General features: G+C 42.1%; 18 protein-coding genes. 2 read left to right on the top strand and 16 right to left on the bottom strand.

Annotation, left to right across the window (positions count from 1 at the left end; genetic code table 11):
• Positions 1–106: 106 nt before the first annotated feature.
• Positions 107–1,099 carry a PTS transporter subunit IIC gene (locus Q8G36_RS10105; protein ID WP_251427394.1) on the bottom strand — a complete coding sequence of 331 codons (993 nt, stop codon included), beginning with the start codon at positions 1,097–1,099 and terminating at the stop codon, positions 107–109.
• Positions 1,100–1,510: 411 nt separating this feature from the next.
• The gene (locus tag Q8G36_RS10100) at positions 1,511–2,413 is read right to left on the bottom strand and encodes a LysR family transcriptional regulator (protein WP_305159944.1); all 903 of its coding nucleotides are present in this window, start codon (positions 2,411–2,413) and stop codon (positions 1,511–1,513) included.
• A gap of 154 nt (positions 2,414–2,567) precedes the next feature.
• Here Q8G36_RS10100 and gdhA point away from each other — a divergent pair, with 154 nt between their 5' ends.
• A complete protein-coding gene (gene gdhA / locus Q8G36_RS10095) occupies positions 2,568–3,950 on the top strand; it encodes an NADP-specific glutamate dehydrogenase (RefSeq protein WP_305159945.1) in 1,383 nt (460 codons plus the stop codon).
• A 344-nt stretch (positions 3,951–4,294) separates the two neighbouring features.
• Here the strand turns inward: gdhA and Q8G36_RS29215 are convergent, their stop codons facing one another.
• Complete coding sequence (locus Q8G36_RS29215) at positions 4,295–4,444, bottom strand: hypothetical protein (protein ID WP_370694038.1); 150 nt, start codon at positions 4,442–4,444, stop codon at positions 4,295–4,297.
• A gap of 297 nt (positions 4,445–4,741) precedes the next feature.
• On the opposite strand from Q8G36_RS29215, the gene Q8G36_RS10090 reads away from it, so the two are divergent.
• Entirely contained in the window at positions 4,742–5,500 is a 759-nt protein-coding gene (locus Q8G36_RS10090) for a hypothetical protein (RefSeq protein ID WP_305159946.1), read from the top strand.
• A gap of 328 nt (positions 5,501–5,828) precedes the next feature.
• Here Q8G36_RS10090 and Q8G36_RS10085 read toward each other — a convergent pair whose 3' ends face one another.
• The 13 genes from Q8G36_RS10085 to Q8G36_RS10025 all read right to left on the bottom strand — a co-directional run bounded on the left by Q8G36_RS10085 (position 5,829) and on the right by Q8G36_RS10025 (position 20,638).
• The gene (locus Q8G36_RS10085; protein WP_305159947.1) at positions 5,829–5,999 is read right to left on the bottom strand and encodes a hypothetical protein; all 171 of its coding nucleotides are present in this window, start codon (positions 5,997–5,999) and stop codon (positions 5,829–5,831) included.
• A gap of 162 nt (positions 6,000–6,161) precedes the next feature.
• Entirely contained in the window at positions 6,162–7,082 is a 921-nt protein-coding gene (rbsB, locus tag Q8G36_RS10080; RefSeq protein ID WP_305159948.1) for a ribose ABC transporter substrate-binding protein RbsB, read from the bottom strand.
• 15 nt (positions 7,083–7,097) lie between these two features.
• Complete coding sequence (locus Q8G36_RS10075; RefSeq protein ID WP_101223945.1) at positions 7,098–8,042, bottom strand: ABC transporter permease; 945 nt, start codon at positions 8,040–8,042, stop codon at positions 7,098–7,100.
• A 1-nt stretch (position 8,043) separates the two neighbouring features.
• Positions 8,044–9,525, bottom strand: coding sequence for a sugar ABC transporter ATP-binding protein (locus Q8G36_RS10070; protein ID WP_305159949.1), 1,482 nt, complete (start codon positions 9,523–9,525; stop codon positions 8,044–8,046).
• A gap of 18 nt (positions 9,526–9,543) precedes the next feature.
• Positions 9,544–9,936, bottom strand: a complete 393-nt coding sequence (rbsD, locus tag Q8G36_RS10065) for a D-ribose pyranase (RefSeq protein WP_305159950.1) — start codon at positions 9,934–9,936, stop codon at positions 9,544–9,546.
• Entirely contained in the window at positions 9,933–10,817 is an 885-nt protein-coding gene (gene rbsK / locus Q8G36_RS10060; protein ID WP_305159951.1) for a ribokinase, read from the bottom strand. Before rbsK ends, rbsD begins: the two co-directional genes overlap by 4 nt.
• Entirely contained in the window at positions 10,814–11,800 is a 987-nt protein-coding gene (locus Q8G36_RS10055) for a LacI family DNA-binding transcriptional regulator (RefSeq protein WP_305159952.1), read from the bottom strand. The genes rbsK and Q8G36_RS10055 overlap by 4 nt, the downstream gene beginning before the upstream one ends.
• A gap of 453 nt (positions 11,801–12,253) precedes the next feature.
• Positions 12,254–14,065, bottom strand: coding sequence for an IucA/IucC family protein (locus tag Q8G36_RS10050; protein ID WP_305159953.1), 1,812 nt, complete (start codon positions 14,063–14,065; stop codon positions 12,254–12,256).
• Between the two features lie 22 nt (positions 14,066–14,087).
• Positions 14,088–15,416 carry a lysine N(6)-hydroxylase/L-ornithine N(5)-oxygenase family protein gene (locus tag Q8G36_RS10045; protein WP_305159954.1) on the bottom strand — a complete coding sequence of 443 codons (1,329 nt, stop codon included), beginning with the start codon at positions 15,414–15,416 and terminating at the stop codon, positions 14,088–14,090.
• Positions 15,391–15,975: a GNAT family N-acetyltransferase gene (locus tag Q8G36_RS10040; RefSeq protein ID WP_305159955.1), complete on the bottom strand. Its 585-nt coding sequence runs from the start codon at positions 15,973–15,975 to the stop codon at positions 15,391–15,393. Before Q8G36_RS10040 ends, Q8G36_RS10045 begins: the two co-directional genes overlap by 26 nt.
• Positions 15,965–17,767 (bottom strand): IucA/IucC family protein, encoded by a 1,803-nt coding sequence (locus tag Q8G36_RS10035; protein ID WP_305159956.1) that lies wholly within the window; start codon positions 17,765–17,767, stop codon positions 15,965–15,967. Before Q8G36_RS10035 ends, Q8G36_RS10040 begins: the two co-directional genes overlap by 11 nt.
• Positions 17,768–17,769: 2 nt before the next feature.
• Complete coding sequence (locus Q8G36_RS10030) at positions 17,770–19,278, bottom strand: pyridoxal phosphate-dependent decarboxylase family protein (RefSeq protein ID WP_305159957.1); 1,509 nt, start codon at positions 19,276–19,278, stop codon at positions 17,770–17,772.
• A gap of 7 nt (positions 19,279–19,285) precedes the next feature.
• Positions 19,286–20,638, bottom strand: a complete 1,353-nt coding sequence (locus tag Q8G36_RS10025; protein WP_305159958.1) for an aspartate aminotransferase family protein — start codon at positions 20,636–20,638, stop codon at positions 19,286–19,288.
• Positions 20,639–21,308 lie beyond the last annotated feature (670 nt).

The following is a 21,308-nucleotide window of genomic DNA, read 5'->3' as shown; positions in this document are numbered from 1 at the left end:
ATATCATCCTATCTATGCAAATGCTTTCCTCCCCATTTTACCCTAATCCCTTTATAAATAAAAACCAGCCCGGTTCCTTAACCAGGCTGGTTTCCGAAAACTTTGATTATGAAACTTCCAAATGAAGATCGCCTGGCTTAACTTTACCCATCATCTTCAATACCCGATGTAAGGCAAGTGTGATCACAGCTGGCAATACCATACCCACTGCCACATAAACCAAGAACGTGTACAACCCCTGACCAGTTATGATGGCAATCGGGGCAATCATTGAACTCAACCCCATACCTCCAAGCTCATACGGCACTTGAAAATCGAATGCCAAGGTAGCGATAGGCGCACAGATGATTGCCGCCACAAAAGGCGGAATTACATATAATGGTTTTTTGATCAAGTTAGGAAATTGCACTTTTGGCGTAACGACCATCTGTGCCAGGAACCCGCCCATATCATTATCTTTATAAGACATGACAGTGAACCCCACAAACTGAACGGTACATCCGATTAGAGCTGCAGCACTGGAAACGGGATCTAATTGCAGGGCGATAGCCAGTGCAGCGGAAGACGCCGGTGTCATCAATAAAATGCTCCATACCAAGGCTATGACCATGGAACCGATTAAGGGAGAACCCTCGACCGCAGCGGTGGTTTGACTGCTTATCCATGTTAGGAGCGGAGTGGTGACAAGAGCCAGGCCATATCCCGAAACTCCACCGACAAGAACTGCTCCCATTGGGATGGCCATGATGTCCAACTTCGTTTTGCCGATTAGGCGCTTACCTATATATGTTGCAATTACCGCTGCCAAGACAGCACTTAGTGGCTGACCCGTAACAATCGTGAAGGCACCCTCAGCAGTTCTGTGAATGGCAGCACCTCCAACAGCACTTGAAGCCATGGCGCTAAAGATAATTAATGAATTTCCTCCTAGCTGATATGCGATACCTGCTCCTAAAGCTGGTGCTAGCAAGACCTTTGCGGCACCGCCTATTGCCAGGAAGACCTCCCAACCTAAATATCCCCCTATGGATTCAAACAATAACCCGATCCCTAATGTAACCAAAACAGCGTTTGCTATCCCTGTTGATGCCTTGTACATTCGATCGCTGATGTATTCTTTCCTGCTCACTTTATCTCCACTCCTTATTAATTATCAGAATAATCAAATTTCTAAAAATCGAAAAAAAATAAATGGCTTCATTTAAAAGGCCTATAAAGTATATCGCAGCGCTACCTATAATATAATGTCTGCTCGTATAATAACATGAATTTTCTGATAATGTAAGGAAATTTTTATTCTAATAAAATAAAAACGCTTTCAAAAAATAAGGTTTAACACATTCTAATACAATAAAAGCTAATATTGTATTATTTCAAAATAAATTACCCCTTTTAAGAATGTGCTACATGGAGATATTTCGATACATTTGCGGCCAAAAAAAAGAACCCGATTCAAGGATTCTCTCACTAGCTGGATTTATGACTTTTCTAATAGATACCCATCTCATTTCTATTGAAAACCTTCCAATTTTGCAAAAGTGTCCCTCAAAAATTGGTAAAACAATTTCTCCGTTGGCATCAGTTCCCTATCAGTCGGAACGATGACCCCTACAGCCCTGGTTACAGATGGATCCTCCAGCGGCAATTTAACCGTAAAACGAGGCAAGCTATCAATCAAGGAAATCTCAGGAATCAAGGTTAAACCCAGACCTGCCGCCACCAGGCCTTTTATGGCATCAGTATCTTTCCCTTCAAATGCCACTTCCGGTTCAAAACCATGCAGTTTGCAAGCTTTCATAACGAGATCCCTTAAAACATATCCCTTTGGATATACGATGAACGGGTTTCCTTGAAGCTCATTTAAGGATAATGATTTCTTCAATGACAAAGGATGGCTTTCTGGTAAAAGGGCAACTAAGTTTTCAATAAATAGCGTTTCACCTTTGATTTTCTTTTCATTCACCGGCAGTGGGCCAATCAAGGCCATGTTTATGTTACCTTTTATCACAGAATCTATGAGGTAGCGATATGAACCTTGTTTCAATGTGAATTTTGCCTGCGGATAACTTTCCCTGAAGTCGGAAATGACCCTTGGCAATATATAAGATGCTAAACTGCTGGGAAAGCCAATGCGGATTGTCCCTTTTTCTGGATCCAGGCTTTCAGCCATCTCACGCTTGGCACGATCGATTATATCCATAGCTTGTTCCATATGAGATAAAAATGTATGCCCTATAGGCGTCAATCTAATCTTTCGGCCTTCCCTGATAAATAAGGGCACGCCCAGCTCTTCTTCTAAATTGTAAATTTGGCGACTGACAGCAGACTGGGCAACATGCAAGTCCACTGCCGCTTCCGTCATATGTTCACGCTTTGCCACTTCAATGAAATATTCGATTTGCCTTAATTCCACTCTAAGCTCCCTCTTTCATATCAAAACAGCATGTTATTTATCTAATATTCAGATTGTTCGTTTCACTTTTAAATTATATCATGAAAGTATCATATAAAACCGATAGACTTACCCTATTTAATATTTTATGACTTTATCTAAAGGAGAGAGAACAATGACAACTTCACAGGAAATCGAGCATAAGGAATTACAAGATGCCAGAGAGTTCGTGAGTCAAGTATACGCACAGGTAAAGGAGCGTAACCCCCACGAAAGTGAATTCCACCAAGCCGTAAAGGAGATTTTCCTTTCATTGGTCCCCGTTTTTGCGAAACATCCTGAATATATGAAAAGCGGGATATTGGAAAGGCTGGTTGAACCCGAAAGAATGATCACCTTCCGTGTCTCTTGGGTTGATGACCTGGGAAATGTTCAAGTCAACCGTGGTTTCCGTGTACAATTCAACAGTGCAATCGGGCCATTTAAAGGCGGTCTTCGATTCCATCCCACTGTAAATTCCAGCATCATAAAGTTTCTTGGTTTCGAGCAAATCTTTAAAAACTCTCTTACAGGCCAGCCGATAGGTGGGGGGAAAGGCGGATCCGACTTCGATCCAAAAGGAAAATCGGACGCGGAAATCATGCGTTTTTGCCAAAGTTTCATGGCAGAACTTGCTCGCTATATCGGACCTGATACAGATGTACCGGCTGGTGATATCGGAGTCGGTGCAAGGGAGATCGGTTACCTGTTCGGTCAGTATAAAAAGATGCAAGGCAGTTACCAAGCTGGTGTTCTAACTGGTAAAGGCATAAGTTACGGCGGAAGCTTGGCCCGTACAGAAGCGACTGGATATGGAACAGTTTACTTTGTCGAAGAAATGCTAAAAGATAAAGGATTACAATTCCATGGCAGCACTGTCGTTATCTCCGGATCTGGCAATGTATCCATTTATGCCATTGAAAAAGCTACACAGCTAGGCGCAAAAGTTGTTGCATGCAGCGACTCCAATGGCTACATATACGATGAAAATGGTCTGAACCTTGATACAGTACGACGTCTAAAAGAAGTGGAACGAAAACGATTGAGCGAGTATATCGATGCGCACCCGGAAGCTGTATACCATGAAGGAAGCTACGGCATTTGGTCTGTACCATGTGACATCGCACTTCCTTGTGCCACGCAAAATGAAATCGATGAAGAAGCAGCAAATTTACTGGTCAAAAATAATGTGAAGGCAGTCGGTGAGGGTGCTAATATGCCTTCAACCCTTGAGGCCATTGATGTATTCCTTAATAACGGCATCCTTTTTGGACCAGCAAAAGCGGCCAATGCAGGCGGCGTAGCCGTGTCTGCACTCGAAATGGCCCAAAACAGTGCCAGAATGCCTTGGACTTTTGAAGATGTCGATGCCAAACTGCATGAGATCATGAAAAACATCTATAAAAACAGTGTAGAGGCTGCAGAAGCATATGGTGCGCCTGGCAACTTAGTTGTTGGGGCCAATATTGCCGGATTCCTTAAAGTGGCGGATGCTATGCTGACTCAAGGTATACTCTAGCAATCAGTTGATTTAAGAGGCGGTTCCGACACGGGCCGCCTTACTTTTGTAAAAGAGTGATTTCACTTCTTATACCCTCTTATTCATATCAATTCAAGCTGAATATCCACAAACAGATAGCATCAATGGGATTAAAAACATTTCTATCTTACTAACAAAAAGAGTGCAGTTCATTTCAAGGATTCTCTCACTAGGTGGATTTATGACTTTTCTAATAGATACCCCTCTCATTTCTATTGAAAACCTTCCAATTTTGCAAAATTGTTCCTCAAAAATTGGTAAACCAATTTTTCCGTTGGCATCAGTTCCCTATCAGTCGGAACGATGACCCCCTACAGCCCTGGTTACAGATGGATCCTCCAGCGGCAATTTAACAAGCTATCAATCAAGGAAATCTCAGGAATCAAGTTTATACCCAGACCTGCTGCCACCAGGCCTTTTATAGCATCTGTATCCTTTCCTTCGAATGCCACTTCCTGTTCAAAGCCATGCAGTTTGCAAGCTTACATAACGAGATCCCTTAAAACATATCCCTTTGGATATACAATGAACGTTTACTTGAAGCTCATTTAAGGATAATGACTTCTTCAAGGCCAAAGGATGGCTTTCTGGTAAAACGGCAAATAAGTTCTCATTAAATAGCGTTATTACTGCCCAAAAGATAATCGGTGTGAATTGCAGGACCCCCCCATTACTTAGCCCTTTTTAGTTATATGTAATCATTTACTAAATTACCATTTTAATACTATAATTATATAGTAACATACTAAATTTTAGGAGAGAAAGTAATTATGAAACTAGAAAAACTACTTATTGTTTTAGGTCTAGCACTGGTTTTAGGAGTAGGTGCTTTAAGTCCCAACCAAAATGTGACCGCATTTGCTGCAGAAAAACAAGAACAAAAACAACATACGGGTATATTTTTAACTCAAACGGAATTGGACAATGTAAAAGTTGAATTACAAAAATATGGAGTAGACAACAAAATTATTAAAAAGCTAGTTACTAAATTAGCAAATCAAGAAGTTCTTGATTCTATGTTATATGATACAGATAGTGCAGTTAGTGTGAAAAAAATCGAAACTTCAACAGGGTATGAAGAAGTACATACTTTTTCGGATGGTTCAATTAGTGTTACAGGTGTTGAAGAACTTGATAAATTAAACGATGGTGGATTCACTACAATGGGTACTGGAATTTCAGGTGGAAGTTGTACAGGTGGAAGTGGATATATGAATTGTTCAAATAGAAAAGTGTACTACTCGAATCCAGGTGTTTGGGAAATGAGTTTTAGAGCAAATTACACTTATGTTAATGGCGGTTATGATTATATTTCATGGTCAGGTAATCAAAGTACTTGGCTGATATACGGAACAATTGGAGACCCATATAGGAGAATTATTCGTTCAAAAGAGACTGCATTTAATAAAGCAGAAGCTAGATACTCTGCTTACCTTTATATAGGTGGCTCATATGGTACACAAACAAGAAGCGTATCATTAATTGTAGGTGGAAATTCAGCTTATGCTCGTGGGAATACATATTATTAAATAAGACTTTACTTTAACTAATAGGAGACTGTTATGGTTCTAGGAGATACTATATTTCAATTGGTTGTATATGGCGTTCCATTATTAATAGTAGTTTTACTAATTATATTAGTTAAAAGGTTAAAAAAATAAAAAAAGCCCTTCTCGTTGAACTGTACCTTTTGGATAGTATAAAAAAGTGCCTATTCGGCTAATAGGTGGTCCCGGTATTGTACGGGCCACCTATTAGCCCCCATTGATAACGATGAACATTATCTTCTTCCATAACTTGTTCAACTTCCCCTTCACATCCATTAAATTAGTACATGTTTTATATTCTGCCAAATCCTTAAGTGGTCAAAAAAACTTTCCATCGGCTCATCATCCCAATAATTCCCTTTACGGCATATGGTTTTGCTTCACCGTTTCCCTGAGTCGGAGCTTCATTTTCATTCATTCCGCATCCTCCTAAAACCAACATCGCCAGCATGATCATTCCGAGCTGTAGATAGCCTTTCAAATGACATTCCCCTCCCAGAATAACATGAGTTTACCTTTAACAAATTCCATAATTTAGTTATCAATATCAACAGGTAACATGAATGGAATTAAAAACAATCTTTCCTTACTACAAAAAAAGAGTGCCGGAACTATTCCGGCACTCTCATTGTTTGCGAGACAATCATTCTTTGGTGACCAATTTCAATGGAACGGATATTGTGTCATCCACTTTGTCGCCTTTTAAGAATTTTTCAGCCGCATTAACCGCTTCTTCACCGATAAGTGCCGGTTGTTGGGCGATTGTAGCTTTTAGCTCACCTTTTTCAACTGCTTTCAATGCATCATCATTTCCGTCAAAACCAACCACGATGATGTCTTTTCCTGCCGCCTTGATTGCTTCAATGGCCCCAAGTGCCATTTCATCATTATGGGCGAATACCGCTTGGACGTCATTATTGCCTTGCAGGATATTTTCCATGACGTTAAGCCCTTTTGTCCGGTCGAATTCCGCCGTTTGGCTTGTCAGGACATCTAACTGCTTGTCCGCAATATTGTGGAAACCTTTCCCGCGTTCACGAGTAGCAGATGCTCCGGATACCCCTTCAAGTTCCACTACTTTCGTTTTTTCGCCAAGCTCTTTAACTAGATATTCTGCAGCCATTTCCCCGCCAGCCACATTGTCGGAAGCGATGAACGTTTCAATGTCACCTTCGTCTGAAGAGCGGTCAATCGTGATAACGGGAATGCCCGCTTCATTTGCTGATTGAACAGCTGAAGATATTGCCGCAGAGTCGGTAGGATTCACAAGAAGGACATCAACCTTTTGAAGGATTAGATCTTCAATTCCGCTAATTTGTTTTGCCGTATCATCCTGGGCGTCAACAACTGTGACTTTCATGCCTTTTTCTTTTGCTTCTTTTTCAATACCATCTTTTAAGGAAACGAAGAATGGGTTGTTTAAAGTAGAGATGCTGACTCCGACTTTCACGTCTTTCATGGAGTCTTTCTTTTCTTTTTTATCATCTGTCAGGCCAGAATCCATTGAACAGGCAGCTAAGACCATTAAAGAAAGAACCATGATGATCGATACTATTTTTTTCATTGATTACACCTCTTCTTATGATTTTTTACGGTCGAGTAAGACCGCAATTAATATAACTGCACCTTTTACCACTTGCTGGTAGAAAGAAGATACACCAAGTAAATTCATGCCGTTATTCAAGGTACCGATGATCAGGACACCCACGAGCGTACCGAACAACCGCCCTTTACCGCCTGAAAGGCTTGTTCCCCCTAGCACCACGGCTGCGATGGCATCCATTTCATAGGATTGGCCTGCCGTCGGCTGTGCCGAATTCAGACGCGATGTTAAAATGGCACCAGCGATTGCTGCCATCGTACCGGCCAGACCATATATGGCCACCTTGACTCGGTCAACTTTAATCCCCGAAATACGGGAAGCCCTTTCATTTCCGCCAATGGCATATGTTTTACGGCCAAATGATGTTTTATGAAGCAGGAACCATAGGATTAAGAAAGCGATGACCATCACAACAGCCGGTACTGGCACTCCCAGGAAGTAACCTCTCCCAAGCATCTGGAACATTACAGAATCGCCAATTCCAGTAATCGGCTTTCCATCCGTATACACAAGCGTTAATCCCCGGAAAATCGTCATGGTGGCCAGTGTCACGATGAAAGGGGCCATTTTTCCCTTTGAAACGAGAATCCCATTGATTACACCCATTATTGCACCTAGTAGAATGCCTACTAATATTGCTAAAATCGGATCTAATCCCGAGACCATCATACCAGCCATAAGTGCGCTGGATAGAGCTAAAATGGAACCGACGGACAAGTCGATGCCGCCTGTCAATATGATAAAGGTCATTCCAAATGCAATAAGTGCATTGATGGAGGTTTGACGCAATAAATTCAAAATATTATTCGGTTCCATGAATGATGGATTTAAAACGGTTATTACGATAAATAAAAGTACCAGGGCCAGTAACGGACCAAATTTCTGCCAAATCCCGCTTTTCCCTGTAGCCTCAAGTTTCATCCTAGTTCCCTCCTGTCGCAAATGCCATAATTTTTTCTTGCGTCGCTTCCTGCTTTAACAATTCCCCAGCAATCTCACCTTCGTGAACCACAAGGATTCTATCACTCATTCCAATGATTTCCGGAAGTTCTGACGAAACCATGATGATGGCGATGCCTCGCTCCGTCAATTCATTCATCAACTCATAAATTTCACGTTTTGCACCAACATCTATGCCCCGGGTCGGTTCATCCATAATTAAAACTTTAGGGGAAGTGCCGATCCATTTGGCTATTACCACCTTTTGTTGATTTCCTCCGGATAGATTGCCGATGACCGTTTCAGCAGAAGAAGTCTTTACGTGAAGTCGCTTAATCATCATTTCGGCAAAGTTCATCTCATCTTCCGTTTTTACGATTCCGTTAGGAGCAAAACTCTTTAGATTCGGCAAGCCGATATTTTCCCTTACAGAAAAGTCCAAGATCAACCCTTCTTCCTTACGATTTTCCGTAATGAAAGCCAGGCCGTGCCGAACTGCATCCGTTGGTTTTCGTATGGAAACTTTCTTGCCTTCAATGGTAATTTCGCCGCTGTCTATTTGGTCGACACCAAAAAGGGCGCGCATTATTTCTGTTCTGCCTGCTCCCATCAATCCGGCTACACCGACAATCTCACCTTGGCGAACAGCGAAATGGATATCTTCAAAAAGTCCCTTTTTAGTTAAACCTTTTACATCAAGGACTATGTCGCCAGCATTCGCTTCACGATGAGGAAAACGATCCTCCAGTTCCCGCCCGACCATTTTTTGAACGACTTCATCGAAATTTGTATCTGGAATTCTTTTCGTATCGACTGTTTTTCCGTCACGCATTACGGTGATCCTGTCACAAATGGCGAATATTTCTTCCATTCGGTGAGAAATATAAACAAGCGATACACCCTTTTTGGTAAGTCCCTTCATCACTTCAAAGAGCTTCTCTATTTCTCTATCAGTTAAAGCGGCTGTGGGCTCGTCCATGATGATGACTTCGGCATCCGTCATGAGTGCCTTGGCAATTTCAATCATTTGCTGTTCCCCGACAGAACAAAATCCGGCTTCCTTATCAAAAGGAAGGGAAATATTAAGTGTTTTAAAAATCTCTTTTGCACGCGCTTTCATTTGTTTCGTCCTCAGGACACCGAAAGCATTCACCATTTCCCTGCCGATAAATAGATTCTCCAGCACGGTCATTTCTGGCCAAATATTCAATTCCTGACGGATAAAGGCCATTCCCGCCTCTTCCGCTTCCTTTGAATCCTTGAATGAGGTTACTTTACCGTTAATCTCAATCGTTCCTTGATCTTGTTTATGCAGCCCGGTCAAAATATTCATCAAGGTTGATTTCCCCGCTCCATTTTCCCCCATTAGTGCATGTACTTCCCCAGCCTCTAAAGAAAAATGAACACCTTCCAATACCTTGTTTTGACCAAATGCTTTATAAATATTGTGCATTTCGATTTGCATGCTCATCATCTCATTTCTTTAAAAGAATACTCCAGACTGCAATATGCAATTTGAATATGGCGTCGTCTCTCCGGTCCGGATTATTGCTTTCGCGTTACTTGTCAGCCTTTTAAAATCCTCATGGGAAACATATTCAATCGCTGCTCCGAATTGCTGCTCCATGTATTGATGCTGTTGCGGGTTTTTAACCTTCACTTCTGTGGCAGCGATAACTTTTTCAACAACCATATCTTCGTGAACCGCCCGGACGACATCTTGAAATGATGGTGTTCCAGGTGTCAATGCTAAATCTATCTTGCAAACCCCGGGTGGCACTGGCAGCCCGGCATCACCTACGACAATATAATCGGTATGACCAAGGTCAACCAGGACCTTGGCTATTGAACTATTGATGATTCCTTGACGTTTCATGCTTCAAAGCCCCTCTCGACCTCTAACCTTTGCGGCATGCCACCTTGTGCGCCTAACTTCGTCACGGAAATTGAGGCTGCCCGATTCGCGAATAACAAACATTCGTCAAAACTTTTTCCTTCTGCAACAGCCACCGCAAAGGCAGCATTGAATGTATCCCCTGCACCTGTTGTATCTACCGCTTCCACTTCAAAGCTTGGAATAACCTTTTCTTCATGTCCGTCAAAATAACGGACGCCATTTTTCCCTTCGGTAATGAATAATTTATTGGGATACTCAGTCAAGACTTTTGTTCTATCTCTCCCATTGAATAGTATCTCGAATTCATGTTCATTCGGAGTAAGGAATGATGCCTGTTGAATGACTGCCTCACTTAACTTACGGGCGGGAGCTGGGTTCAATAGTAATCTCTTTTGAAGCGTGTTGCACAATTCAGCCAGATATTCCACAGTTTCCTCGGGTATTTCCTGCTGGACCATCACGATATCCGATTCCTCTATCACCTTTTTCGCCTTTTGTACATATTCAGGAGTAATGAAATCATTCGCACCTTTTACCACAATAATGCTGTTATCACCTTCCGAAAGGGTAATGTGCGCTGTCCCGGAAGCAGAACCTGTAACCGGTTCCACATACTCCGTGTTTACATGATTTTTTTTCAGGTTTTCTAAGATGATCTCTCCATAGACATCATCTCCTACACATCCAACCATCGACACTTCTGCACCAAGACGTGCCGCTGCAACAGCCTGATTGGCTCCCTTTCCTCCAGGAACCGTGATAAAGGACTCTCCTAAAACCGTTTCCCCCGACATTGGCCGCTTAGCTGATGTCACCACTAAGTCCATTGAAGAACTTCCCACTACTGCAATTCTAATCATGTCTTCTCCGCCTTCCTTCTCGTTGTTTGTCTCTCCACAAAAGAAACAGGGAGCTTTTTATGTGTTACATCCATTTTTTCTTGATTGATCCTTTTAATTAGCATTTCCGCCGCTTGTGCCCCCATCTCATAGGCTGGCTGCCGAATTGTCGATAACGGCGGGTGCAATAACGCTGTGAAGGAGATATCATCATAGCCAATTAATTGTATGTCTTCCGGTATCCGTATTCCCCGTTTTAAAATCTCTTGAAGTGCTGCGGCAGCAACAATATCATTACAAGCAATGATTCCATCCGTTTCCGGATATTGCTCGAACAGCTGCTTCACGCAAGTTTGGCCGCCCTGAAGAGTTAGGGATGAATCCATGACTTGCACGTTCACTTTTGCTTGTTTCAATTCTTCCAATGCTGCCATGTACCGTTCATATACAGGTTTTATTTCGACTGGCCCCCTAATGAGGACGATATTCGTACTGCCTCTATCCAGCAATACGCGTGCTGCCAGCTTACCGCCTGTCTTTTGATCGGAATAAACAGCTGGTAATTTCTCTGCTGTACGGTCGAGAAGGACAACTGGAATATCCAGATTATCGAAATTTCCATTGGCTTCTTCACTAGTTGAAGCAATCATGCCCACTACATTATTTTGCAGAAAAGTGTCAATATATTCTATTTCTTTATCTCTCTTTTCATCACTATTTCCAAAAATTAACCGATATCCAAATTGCTGCAGATAATCCTCGACACCTCTTGCCATTTCTGGGAAGAAGGGATTCGTAATGTCCGGCAAGATCAAACCAACCAATTTGGATTTACGTTTGTAGAGGGACCTTGCCACTTCATTCGGTTTATAATTTAATTTTTCAACAGCTGCCATGACCACCTTTTTTGTATCCTCATGTGCATAACCACTGCCATTCATAACTCTGGAAACCGTTGCCACAGAAACCCCAGCTTCCTTTGCCACATCCCGAATAGTTGCCAATATATCACCCTCAATAATTTTGTGTAACCGTTTACACAATAGCTTATCACCAATTTATATGAACGGCAAGCCCCATTCCAAAGATTATTTTTCAGGGAATTTGAACCAAAGAGGATAACATAATCCTTTTTATGCGTACATTTAATAATTATCGCACTCTATCGTCTCTTTGGTTTCGCATATATAGGTTTACTTCCTCATTACTGTAGGCAACAGGAGTTCTGCCTAACTGTTAAAAAACAAAGTGGATTGGAGCGGGTGTTCGAGACTCCTGCGGGAATACGCGTCCAAGGGAAACCCCGCCGCCGAGGGCGGACCGCCCGCGGAAAGCGAGTGCCTGGAGCTGAAATCAACGGTCAAATTTTAAAAATCAAAAAAACTGTAGACGAACTCAATTCTTATCGAGTTTGTCTACAGTCTGAAACTGGCTCAAAAGTCTGAGCCAGTTCAACTTTATAAAGTTTTTGCAGGTAACTTTTCATAAAGGGCATTATTCACATACCCAAATTCAGATGCATGCGGACGGTCTTCACCATCGCTATAACCATATTGAAGCATCCGATTTCTATTCAGGCAGAGTTTTGTTAATTTTGGCGCAAAGAAATTGAATGTATCGAAACGATCCTGTAACACAGGGAATTTTTTCTGATGCGTTAGGATTGTTTGAGCGACGCCTTCCCAAAAAGCATTCTCATCCAAAAGGGACCTCTTCATCAGAAGTGTTGACAAGTATCGGAAATGACAGATGAATAGTCCTGTGAAAATGAATTGAACCAGCCCCTCGGGAGTCTCACTTCTTAGTACTTTCCTTAAATCATCAGGAAGGCTACTTAATTCAGGAAGCGGCTGATCACTGACGTTAACATCATCTACAAAATCCTTGATGGCCAAACGGTGAGGCCTGTAATCCTTCAAAACTAAAATGGTATTTTGACCATGCGGCGAGAAGACCAATCCATATTGATAGATAAAATGTAGTAATGGTGATAGAATGACGTCGAATAATTGAGCTGTCCAGGCTTCTGCAGTCAATCCCGATTTTTCAATAAGGCTTTCCACATATGGTTTCCCTTTGCTGTCCACATGTAAAAGGGACGCAAGCGTAATGGGCTTTTCATCTTCTTCCATATAACTGTAAATGCTTTCTCTCCAAATACCGCCCAGCATCTCTAAATATTGATAGGGTACATTCTCTAGCTTGGCATAATACGGGTGATCAACATTTAAACTGGCCACTTCACCAGGAAGCACTACTTTGCATTGTTCTTTCAAGAATGAATCATTTTCATAAATGTTCTTTATATACGTTGTGATTTTTGGGGCAATGACCGTGCGCTCCGCTGGTAATCCACGGTAGACTAGCGTATTTAAAATGCTCATCGGCAGCTTGACGTGATGTTTATCCTTATTCGATACATTAACAAATGTCCGAATGGATTGTTGCGGCAAATACTCATCAGGACCATTTCCCAAAGCTACGATCAGCCCTTTAGCCAAGTCATCGGTAAAGTTCTGGATGATTACATTCTTCCACTGCCATTCATGGACTGGGAGGTAGTAATAGTTTTCTGCGTTCAGCCCTTTTTCCGTCAATCTTTTTGCAAATGATTTTTGGGTTTCCCCATCCAGTTCATTCTCCATCAATTGCTTATAGGATAACGTTTCGACTGAATTGAACTCACCCCTCGTTTTATGGACGGCAATCCAAGATAACTGAACTTCCTTCTGGTTTTCTGGAGCGAACTTCAAATAATCATCATAACCGAATCCGATTCTTCCCTTGTTATAAGCAATCCAAGGGTGACCGCTCATTTCTCCTTCAATTAATGCATAATCCAGTTCGACTAAATCATCCGCATCTTGTTCAGGTTTGGATAACAATTGGAGATCCGCAAGCAGTGTATGATGAAATTCTTTGATTAAATGTCCTGTTGTTTCTGCAGTCATCCCAATTAACGGCTGAATGTCTAAAATGAACTGAATAGCATCATTGGCCTGTGTAAAACCTTCCGTTTCACATACCTGGATCGATTCGGCCTGTACTTCATAGCTGTCAAAAAGACGGGGCGACGCCAAAAATCGATAAGATTTCCCCTCATTTATCTTTAACTCATATAGGTTTCCTGCTGCATTTTCGTTCAGAACAGCTGGATGGATCATATCTTCATACATATACTCAGAAATCATCTTGGCCAGCAGGTTTTGGTTTACTATCGACCAGTTATTTTCTGAAACCGCCTGTTCCACTTCATTTATGAACTGCATATAATTCTCCCCTTCCCTTTTCTTAGTAAGCCATGACGGTTTTTTTTACACGGAATGACTGAAATGCACCCTTTGGCTCGGATGGATAAACTTCTTTACCTGCCAATTGATTGATGATTATCGAATTTCGGAATGCCCCTAAGCCTAGATCCGGAGCACCCACACCATGTGTATGCATCTCTCCATTTTGAATAAAAAGGTGATTCGGTGTTGAGATGGCCGTTCCTACCCGATAATCTTTCGTTATTGCAAGACGCCCCAAGTCATCGCGGACTAAATGGTCCTCCATGGTTTCAAGGAATGCCGGAAGGGTTGATTTATAGCCCGTTCCAAAAACAATCGCCTCTGTGTCCACATCAAATTCGCTATCTTCTACCCACTGTCGGCATTTCAAACTCCAGCCATTTTCAGCCGGGGTAACCGCCGCAACTTCCGTCATGGCCCGAAGTTCAATGGAAAGTTCGGCATTTCCAATCGACTTTTCGTACATCTTGTCAAAAATTGCTGCAATTGTCGTAGCACTGATCCCTTTATACAATAAATCCTGTTTCGGCAGGATTTCATCCTTCTTTTCCTGTGGCAGCCGATAAAAGAAATCAAGGTAGTCTGGAGTGAAGTATTCCAACCCTAGTTTTGAATATTCCATAGGGAAAAATCCCTTGGATCTTGTATACCAGTTTAGCTGATAGCCATTTTCCTCCTGCTCATTAAGCAGATCCAGAAAGACCTCGGCTGCACTCTGTCCAGATCCGACAACCGTTACGGATTTTTTCTTTAAGACATTTTCTTTATTCCGTAAATAATCGGCCGAATGCAGGATGCTCTCTCCCATATATGGATGAAAGGCCGATGGAACAGCCGGGGCGCTGCCAATTCCCATGACTACATGACGGCTATAATAGACTTCGATCTTTTGTGTTTGTGCATCCCTTACACTGATTTGATAGAAGGGTTCACCTTGATCCCCTATATATTCAACCGCCTCCACCGCTTTTCCAAAACGGCAGCTATCAAGTTGATGGGCAGTCCAGCGGCAATAGTCGTTATATTCTTTTCGTGGAATCAAGAATTTTTCAAGGAAATAGAAATGATAAAGCCGATCATGCTGCTGTAAATAATTCAGGTAACTATATGGGCTTGTCACATCTGCCATGCTAACTAGATCGGCAAAGAACGGCACCTGCAGAGTTGTCCCTTCCAACAGCATCCCTTCATGCCAATTAAATTCCCGCTTTTTCTCAAAAAAGACGGCATTCAACTCCGGGGTTTTCTCCAAAAGGGCCGCAAGTCCAAGGTTAAAGGGACCTATTCCTATCCCTATCAGGTCATAGATAGATTGTTGCTTCTCCATACTTCCACGTCCTCTCGAAATTCCCCCGTGTACAAGACATAAGCAATGCTGTTTTATCAGGGAGCTCAATTTCTTTAATTGGGGTAAACCCGCACTTTTCAAATAAGTAAATCATCTTCGCATTTCGAATATCCGGTTCAGCCATCACTTTTTTTGTGGTCGAAGTCAGTAGTTGGAATTTAACCATTGCACGTAAAAACGGCAAAGCCAGTCCCTTTCCTAGATAATCCGGATCACCAATGAGTAAATGAATGCCTTGATCTCCCTCTTCGGATTCATAATAATCTTCGATGATATCGCCTTTTACCCAATACGATTCCCAATAGCTCATGGGAATTGAGTCCAGGCAGCCTAAATAGAGTGTTTGATGTGTATCAGCCAATGCCTTTTTTAAATGAACAGCGAATTTTTCTTTTGTGAAATTCAAATTCCAGTAGGGTATCACATGATCTTCATGCATCCATTTATGCAGTGTATCTAAATCCCTCTCAAATTCAACTTTGACAAATGAAAGCTGTTGATTACAGTCCTTCAGCATTTCTTCATAACTATTTTTCATGGACGGCCATAACCCCCTGCGCGAACGGATTATCAATCGTTGTATAAACGGATTGTGTCTCAAGTGAACCAACGAGCTCATCCATATCATGAAATCGTGTCAGTAAATTAGCCTTACAAGATAATTCCCGTGCATGAAGCAACTTTGAAACAACTCGATTCAACCCTTCATCCTCGCTTTTCCTGCTGCTTGTTTCCAGTTGTCCCTGAACAAGCTGTAACAGGGTTTTCTCCGATACTAATCCTTCCGTCCCAAAATTATTGATTAAGCCTAATAAGTGATTAAAAAAGAAGTAGTATTGAAGTCTTTCTTCAGCGACTTCATCAGAACAAATCGTGAAGCTTTTTTCACTTAGTTCAGGCAGGATCTTCTGCAGCCTGTCCACTTTGGATTCACAATAGTAATACCCTTGATTATCACGATAATAAAAAGTGGCTGGATACCCATCTTGAAGTTGAATGATGGAATTTTGCTGATGGGCTTCTAACACAATTCCATACTCTTCAAATAGCCAAAGCATCGGTTTCAATGTCATTGACAGATAGGTTTTGAACCAATCCTTACTTACTTCTTCGGTACTGCGGTTTTCATCAGCTGATAATTTGCGGATGATCGCTCCAAGTCTTGATGGTGCACCATAGGCATTATCCTGACATAAGCCGGCAATCAGGCTTGCTTGTTTATCGTTTTCATAAAAAGGATTTTCCCGGATATCAACATCGAATCCCGATTCTTGCTCGGTTGTTTTGATCGTTAGGTAAGCAGGGTCCTTGATGATACGGAAGGAGGGGTGCCGTTCTTTTAGATCGTCGCCCACTTTAGAATCTATTAATTTTGCAATTTCCACACCACGATCTAATTCTTTTTGCAGATTTGCACGTAAGGAATTCGTTATTTTAACCGGAACGGAAAATTTGTACATATATCTCGATGTGGCACTATATACCGTTCTAAATGAAGATGTGGCCGTGAATTTTTTCCCAAGCGGTCCTGCATAAACTAGTGTCCCTTGCTCGATTAGCCTCTTGACCTCTTCTTTTTCGATGAGCACTTTTGCCTGGAGCGGGTGTGCCGGGATGATGATATATCGGCTTTCCTTTTGGCAATACGTTCCTCTGAATTCACTGGAAATCTCTGAGTCACCTGCTAATTCCTGTTTTATGATCTCACTTGCCGATCGGACTTCACTGGAATCCTGGATGACAATCGAAGGCTCTGCCAGGAAGTAGTGCAGCTGAAACTCCCCTTTTAATTCGGGTGAATAGATCCATTCATCTTTTTCTGAAATGCCTTGCTTGCTTTTCGGTGTCGGATGGAACAGGTGCCCGAATAAAAGCGACTGCTCTGCTTCGATGTAGGTGAAATCAGGACTTTGAAGTGCATCAATGTCTTCCGTCCTGGCTTCAACATACCGTTGAATATTTTGGCTGCTTAGGATGACACGCAGCATCAATTCATCTTCACTATCCGTTCGGCCCTGCTCATTCAATAATTCCTTAGAAACAATCGAGACCATTGTCACGTAATCTAATTCATGCACTTGTTTGGATGCCGTTTGATAGTAAATCGGGAAGTTGAAAATATGACGCCCCGTTTCCGACCAATATTTAAGCGGAACAAGCAATGCAATATCTTGGGATATGAGATTACTGACTAATAAAGAACCCGGAATGGAACCCTCCAAATCAGGCCAGTTCTTCGTTTCCTCCAAACTGCAATTCCCGGTTTCCCGGAAATAACAATTCAGAAAGCTTTGCATCGTCGCCCTTTCAGCTATCTGCTTACCATTCATCTTCATTCCTCCATCATCTTGAACATTTCACCCAATACTCGAATTTCGTCTAAAATTCCCTCTATATGTTCAAGCTTTGTCATTGGATTCAATAGTGTCATTTTTAAATACACCTGTCCGTCAAAACGCGTTTTTGCTAAAAATGCCCGTCCGCTTTTGAGTAATTCTTGCTGAATCTGTTTATTTAATAGATTTATTAGCTGATCACTTTCTCCCTCGGGATTATAACGGAATACAACCGCATTCAATTCAGGATCTTTGTTTAATACAGTGAACCCTTCCTCTTTATCGATCTTCATAGCCACTTCACGTGCAAGATGACAAGTATAGTCGATCATTTCAGCAAAGGTATCCAGTCCAACGACCTTCAATGACATCCAGAGTTTCAGTGCGTCGAACCTTCTCGTCGTTTGAACCGATTTATTGACTAAATGAACCATGCCCTCCGCTTCATCTTCCTGTGGATTCAAGTAATCGGCATGATGCTGGATATATTGAAATGAGTTGCTGTCAGAGACAAGAAAAGCACCACAACTGATGGGTTGATAGAATAATTTGTGAAAATCAACCGTAATCGAGTCGGCCCGTTCAATTCCGCTGATTAACTCTTTGTAATCCTTGCTTAGAATCATTGCGCCGCCATATGCAGCGTCCACATGGAGCCATATCCCATTCTTCCTTGCAGCTTCGGACAATTCATGTAATGGATCGATTGAACCAAAATCCGTCGTTCCACAAGTTGCAACGATAGCAAATGGATGTAAATCCTGTTCCTTCAAAAGCAGCAACTGATGATTTAATTCATCCATGGACAGACGATGATTTGCATCCGTTTTAATCGTGATAACCGCCTGTTCACCAAGCCCTAGCTGTGCCGCTGATTTACGAACCGTAAAGTGGGCAGCCTCGGAGCATAAGATCCGCAATTTTTTCGCCTCGACTGGCAAGCCATGCTGTTGAACGTCCACATCCCAGAAACGCTTACAATAAGCGTCCCTCGCCAATAGAAGTCCCATATAATTAGATTGGGTACCACCGCTTGTGAAAATCCCATCCGCTTGTTCCGGTAATCCAACCTGACTGCACAGCCAATCTATTAAACGCTCTTCAACGAAGGTCGCCGTCGAGCTTTGGTCCCATGAATCCATGGATTGATTCAACGTACCGATAATCATTTCGGCAGCAACGGCAGGAATTAGTGTAGGGCAATGCAAATGCCCGATACAAGCAGGGCTGTGTACATTGATGCTGTCATTAATAACAAACTCCGCCAGCTCAGCCGCTACTGCTTCCATTGCCTCCCCTTTTAAAGAAGCGAGGGTCAGCTCGTTTAATCTTGCTTCGATTTCATGCGGATTTTTCCCAGAGTATGGTGAATCGTTCCCTTTTAAAAAGGCCGTCAGCTTCTTTTCAATGATTTTTAATGACTGGCTATAGTTATTGAAACCTTCTTCGTTATTCAAGAACAATGGAGAATAAGCAAAATCAGTTTTATTTATCATTTCGATCATTGATCATTCACCCTCTTGCAACAGCTGCACGAACAGCTTGTTCAAAAATTGCAGTGGCTTCGCGAAGCTGGGATTCCGTTACGATCAATGGAGGCAAGAACCTCACTACACTTCCATGTCTGCCGCCAACTTCCAGTATCAACCCTCTTTGAAAACACTCCTGTTGAATGGCACTGGCAAGTTGCGAATCAGCAGGATGGCTTCCATTCGCATTTTGCGGTTCTTCATGATTGATCATTTCGACACCGACCATCAATCCCCGGCCTCTGACATCACCGATCTGCTTAATATCTTTTTGCAAATCTTTAAGAATATCCTTTAAGATTTCTCCCATTTTAGCGGAATGCTCCACAAGATTCGTCTCTTTCATGTATTTTAAAGTTGCTGTTCCTGCTGCCATCGCCATTTGATTTCCGCGGAACGTACCGATATGTGCACCCGGTGACCATAGGTCCAGCTCTTTGTTATAAATCACCACCGATAATGGAAGACTTCCGCCTATTGCTTTAGATAGGACAAGAACATCCGGAACGATTCCTGCATGTTCAAAGGCAAACATTTTCCCTGTACGGCCGATACCTGATTGAACTTCGTCGATAATTAGCGGAATGCCCTTCTCTTTTGTTATTCTTCTGATTTCCTTAAGCCATGGAATTGGAGCTGGAATGGAACCTCCCTCGCCTTGTACTGCCTCCAAAATCATTCCTGCAGGTGCCAATAATCCTGATTCGGGATCATTCAATAGATTTTCGATATACTGGCTGCTGATTTTATGGCTTTCTTCTCCGCCTATTCCAAAGGGGCAGCGATATTGATAGGGATACGGCAGGAATTGTACATCTGGCATTAACCCTTGTATTTTTTCCTTTGGTTTTGTATTGCCGCTGATTGACATGGTTGCATGCGTTGCCCCGTGGTAAGCTCCTTGGAAGGATAAAATGCTTCTATTGCCTGTCGCTGTTTTAACCAGTTTAAGAGCTGCCTCAATGGCATCTCCGCCAGTAGGACCACAGAATTGAATTTTTGCATTTTTCCTGAACTCCTCTGGCAGGCATTCAAAAATTTCATCAACGAACTGCTCTTTGATCGGCGTCGTAAAGTCCAATGTATGTAAAGGGCGTTTATCCTTAAGAACTTTTTCCATTGCTTCAAGCACTGCCGGATGATTGTGTCCGAGCGCTAATGTTCCAGCCCCGGCAAGAAAATCAATATATCGTTTTCCATCCATGTCTGTTAGGTAAATTCCCTCCGCTTGATCGATCGCCATGGGTAATCTTCTAGGATAAGATCGGGCATTTGATTCCCTTGTATTTTGTTGTTCCAGTAGTTGATCATTTTTTGTAAGCATGTTCGTTACCATAGTGAACCTCCATGTATTGAATTAATTGAGAATAATTATCATTATCATGAATCTTATTTTACTGATAATGATAATTATTCTCAATGAGTAAATCCACTCATTTTTCTTCTAGTAAATTCCAATAAAATTAAGAAAAGGTTAAAACTGGGGCCTATTCTCTATTTATCTATTAAATATAAAAAAGTTTGTGGAAGCCGAGACAGAAAGCGTTATGGGTGACGACGAGAAGGGGGCAGGTAACGGCAGCTCCTCCAAAGATATGATTATTCTATCTTCCGTGCTCCTAATCTTATTATTGGGTGCAATGGCTTTCGCCCACTTCTTTAAACGAAGAGGTAAAAAAGGAAAATAGACTATCCCCCTCCAATAGGTTAGGAATGGTCCCATTCCGAAACATGATTAAGGCTAGGGTATACTAATGGTTTTTACTGTTTTTTGAAACCCTCACTGGATTGAAAAAATTTGCGACACTCCTGCCGAATAACTGGCTAGCCATAACACCAAAGGCGCTTGCGGCAAGGCTTGGCAGACAGTCGGCGGAAAGGGAGCGAATGTCTGAAAACACCTGGAACCTTTTTTAAAGAAAACTGTAAGCAAACTGATTTTTCGAGTTATCTATGAGTCTGAGGTATCCCAAAATATTCGGGATGCCTTTTTTATGATTTAGCTT

The organism is Peribacillus frigoritolerans (assembly GCF_030676415.1).
In the GTDB taxonomy this organism is placed as follows: Bacteria; Bacillota; Bacilli; order Bacillales; family DSM-1321; genus Peribacillus; species Peribacillus frigoritolerans_A.
This window is presented reverse-complemented; position numbering and strand designations above follow the sequence as displayed.

Excerpts from the sequence above, each read along its gene's own strand:
- Q8G36_RS10105 (WP_251427394.1), bottom strand. The coding sequence starts at position 1,099 with ATGTACAAGGCATCAACAGGGATAGCAAACGCTGTTTTGGTTACATTA.
- gdhA (WP_305159945.1), top strand. The coding sequence starts at position 2,568 with ATGACAACTTCACAGGAAATCGAGCATAAGGAATTACAAGATGCCAGA.
- Q8G36_RS10090 (WP_305159946.1), top strand. The coding sequence starts at position 4,742 with ATGAAACTAGAAAAACTACTTATTGTTTTAGGTCTAGCACTGGTTTTA.
- rbsB (WP_305159948.1), bottom strand. The coding sequence starts at position 7,082 with ATGAAAAAAATAGTATCGATCATCATGGTTCTTTCTTTAATGGTCTTA.
- Q8G36_RS10075 (WP_101223945.1), bottom strand. The coding sequence starts at position 8,042 with ATGAAACTTGAGGCTACAGGGAAAAGCGGGATTTGGCAGAAATTTGGT.
- Q8G36_RS10070 (WP_305159949.1), bottom strand. The coding sequence starts at position 9,525 with ATGCAAATCGAAATGCACAATATTTATAAAGCATTTGGTCAAAACAAG.
- rbsD (WP_305159950.1), bottom strand. The coding sequence starts at position 9,936 with ATGAAACGTCAAGGAATCATCAATAGTTCAATAGCCAAGGTCCTGGTT.
- rbsK (WP_305159951.1), bottom strand. The coding sequence starts at position 10,817 with ATGATTAGAATTGCAGTAGTGGGAAGTTCTTCAATGGACTTAGTGGTG.
- Q8G36_RS10050 (WP_305159953.1), bottom strand. The coding sequence starts at position 14,065 with ATGCAGTTCATAAATGAAGTGGAACAGGCGGTTTCAGAAAATAACTGG.
- Q8G36_RS10045 (WP_305159954.1), bottom strand. The coding sequence starts at position 15,416 with ATGGAGAAGCAACAATCTATCTATGACCTGATAGGGATAGGAATAGGT.
- Q8G36_RS10040 (WP_305159955.1), bottom strand. The coding sequence starts at position 15,975 with ATGAAAAATAGTTATGAAGAAATGCTGAAGGACTGTAATCAACAGCTT.
- Q8G36_RS10035 (WP_305159956.1), bottom strand. The coding sequence starts at position 17,767 with ATGAATGGTAAGCAGATAGCTGAAAGGGCGACGATGCAAAGCTTTCTG.
- Q8G36_RS10030 (WP_305159957.1), bottom strand. The coding sequence starts at position 19,278 with ATGATCGAAATGATAAATAAAACTGATTTTGCTTATTCTCCATTGTTC.
- Q8G36_RS10025 (WP_305159958.1), bottom strand. The coding sequence starts at position 20,638 with ATGGTAACGAACATGCTTACAAAAAATGATCAACTACTGGAACAACAA.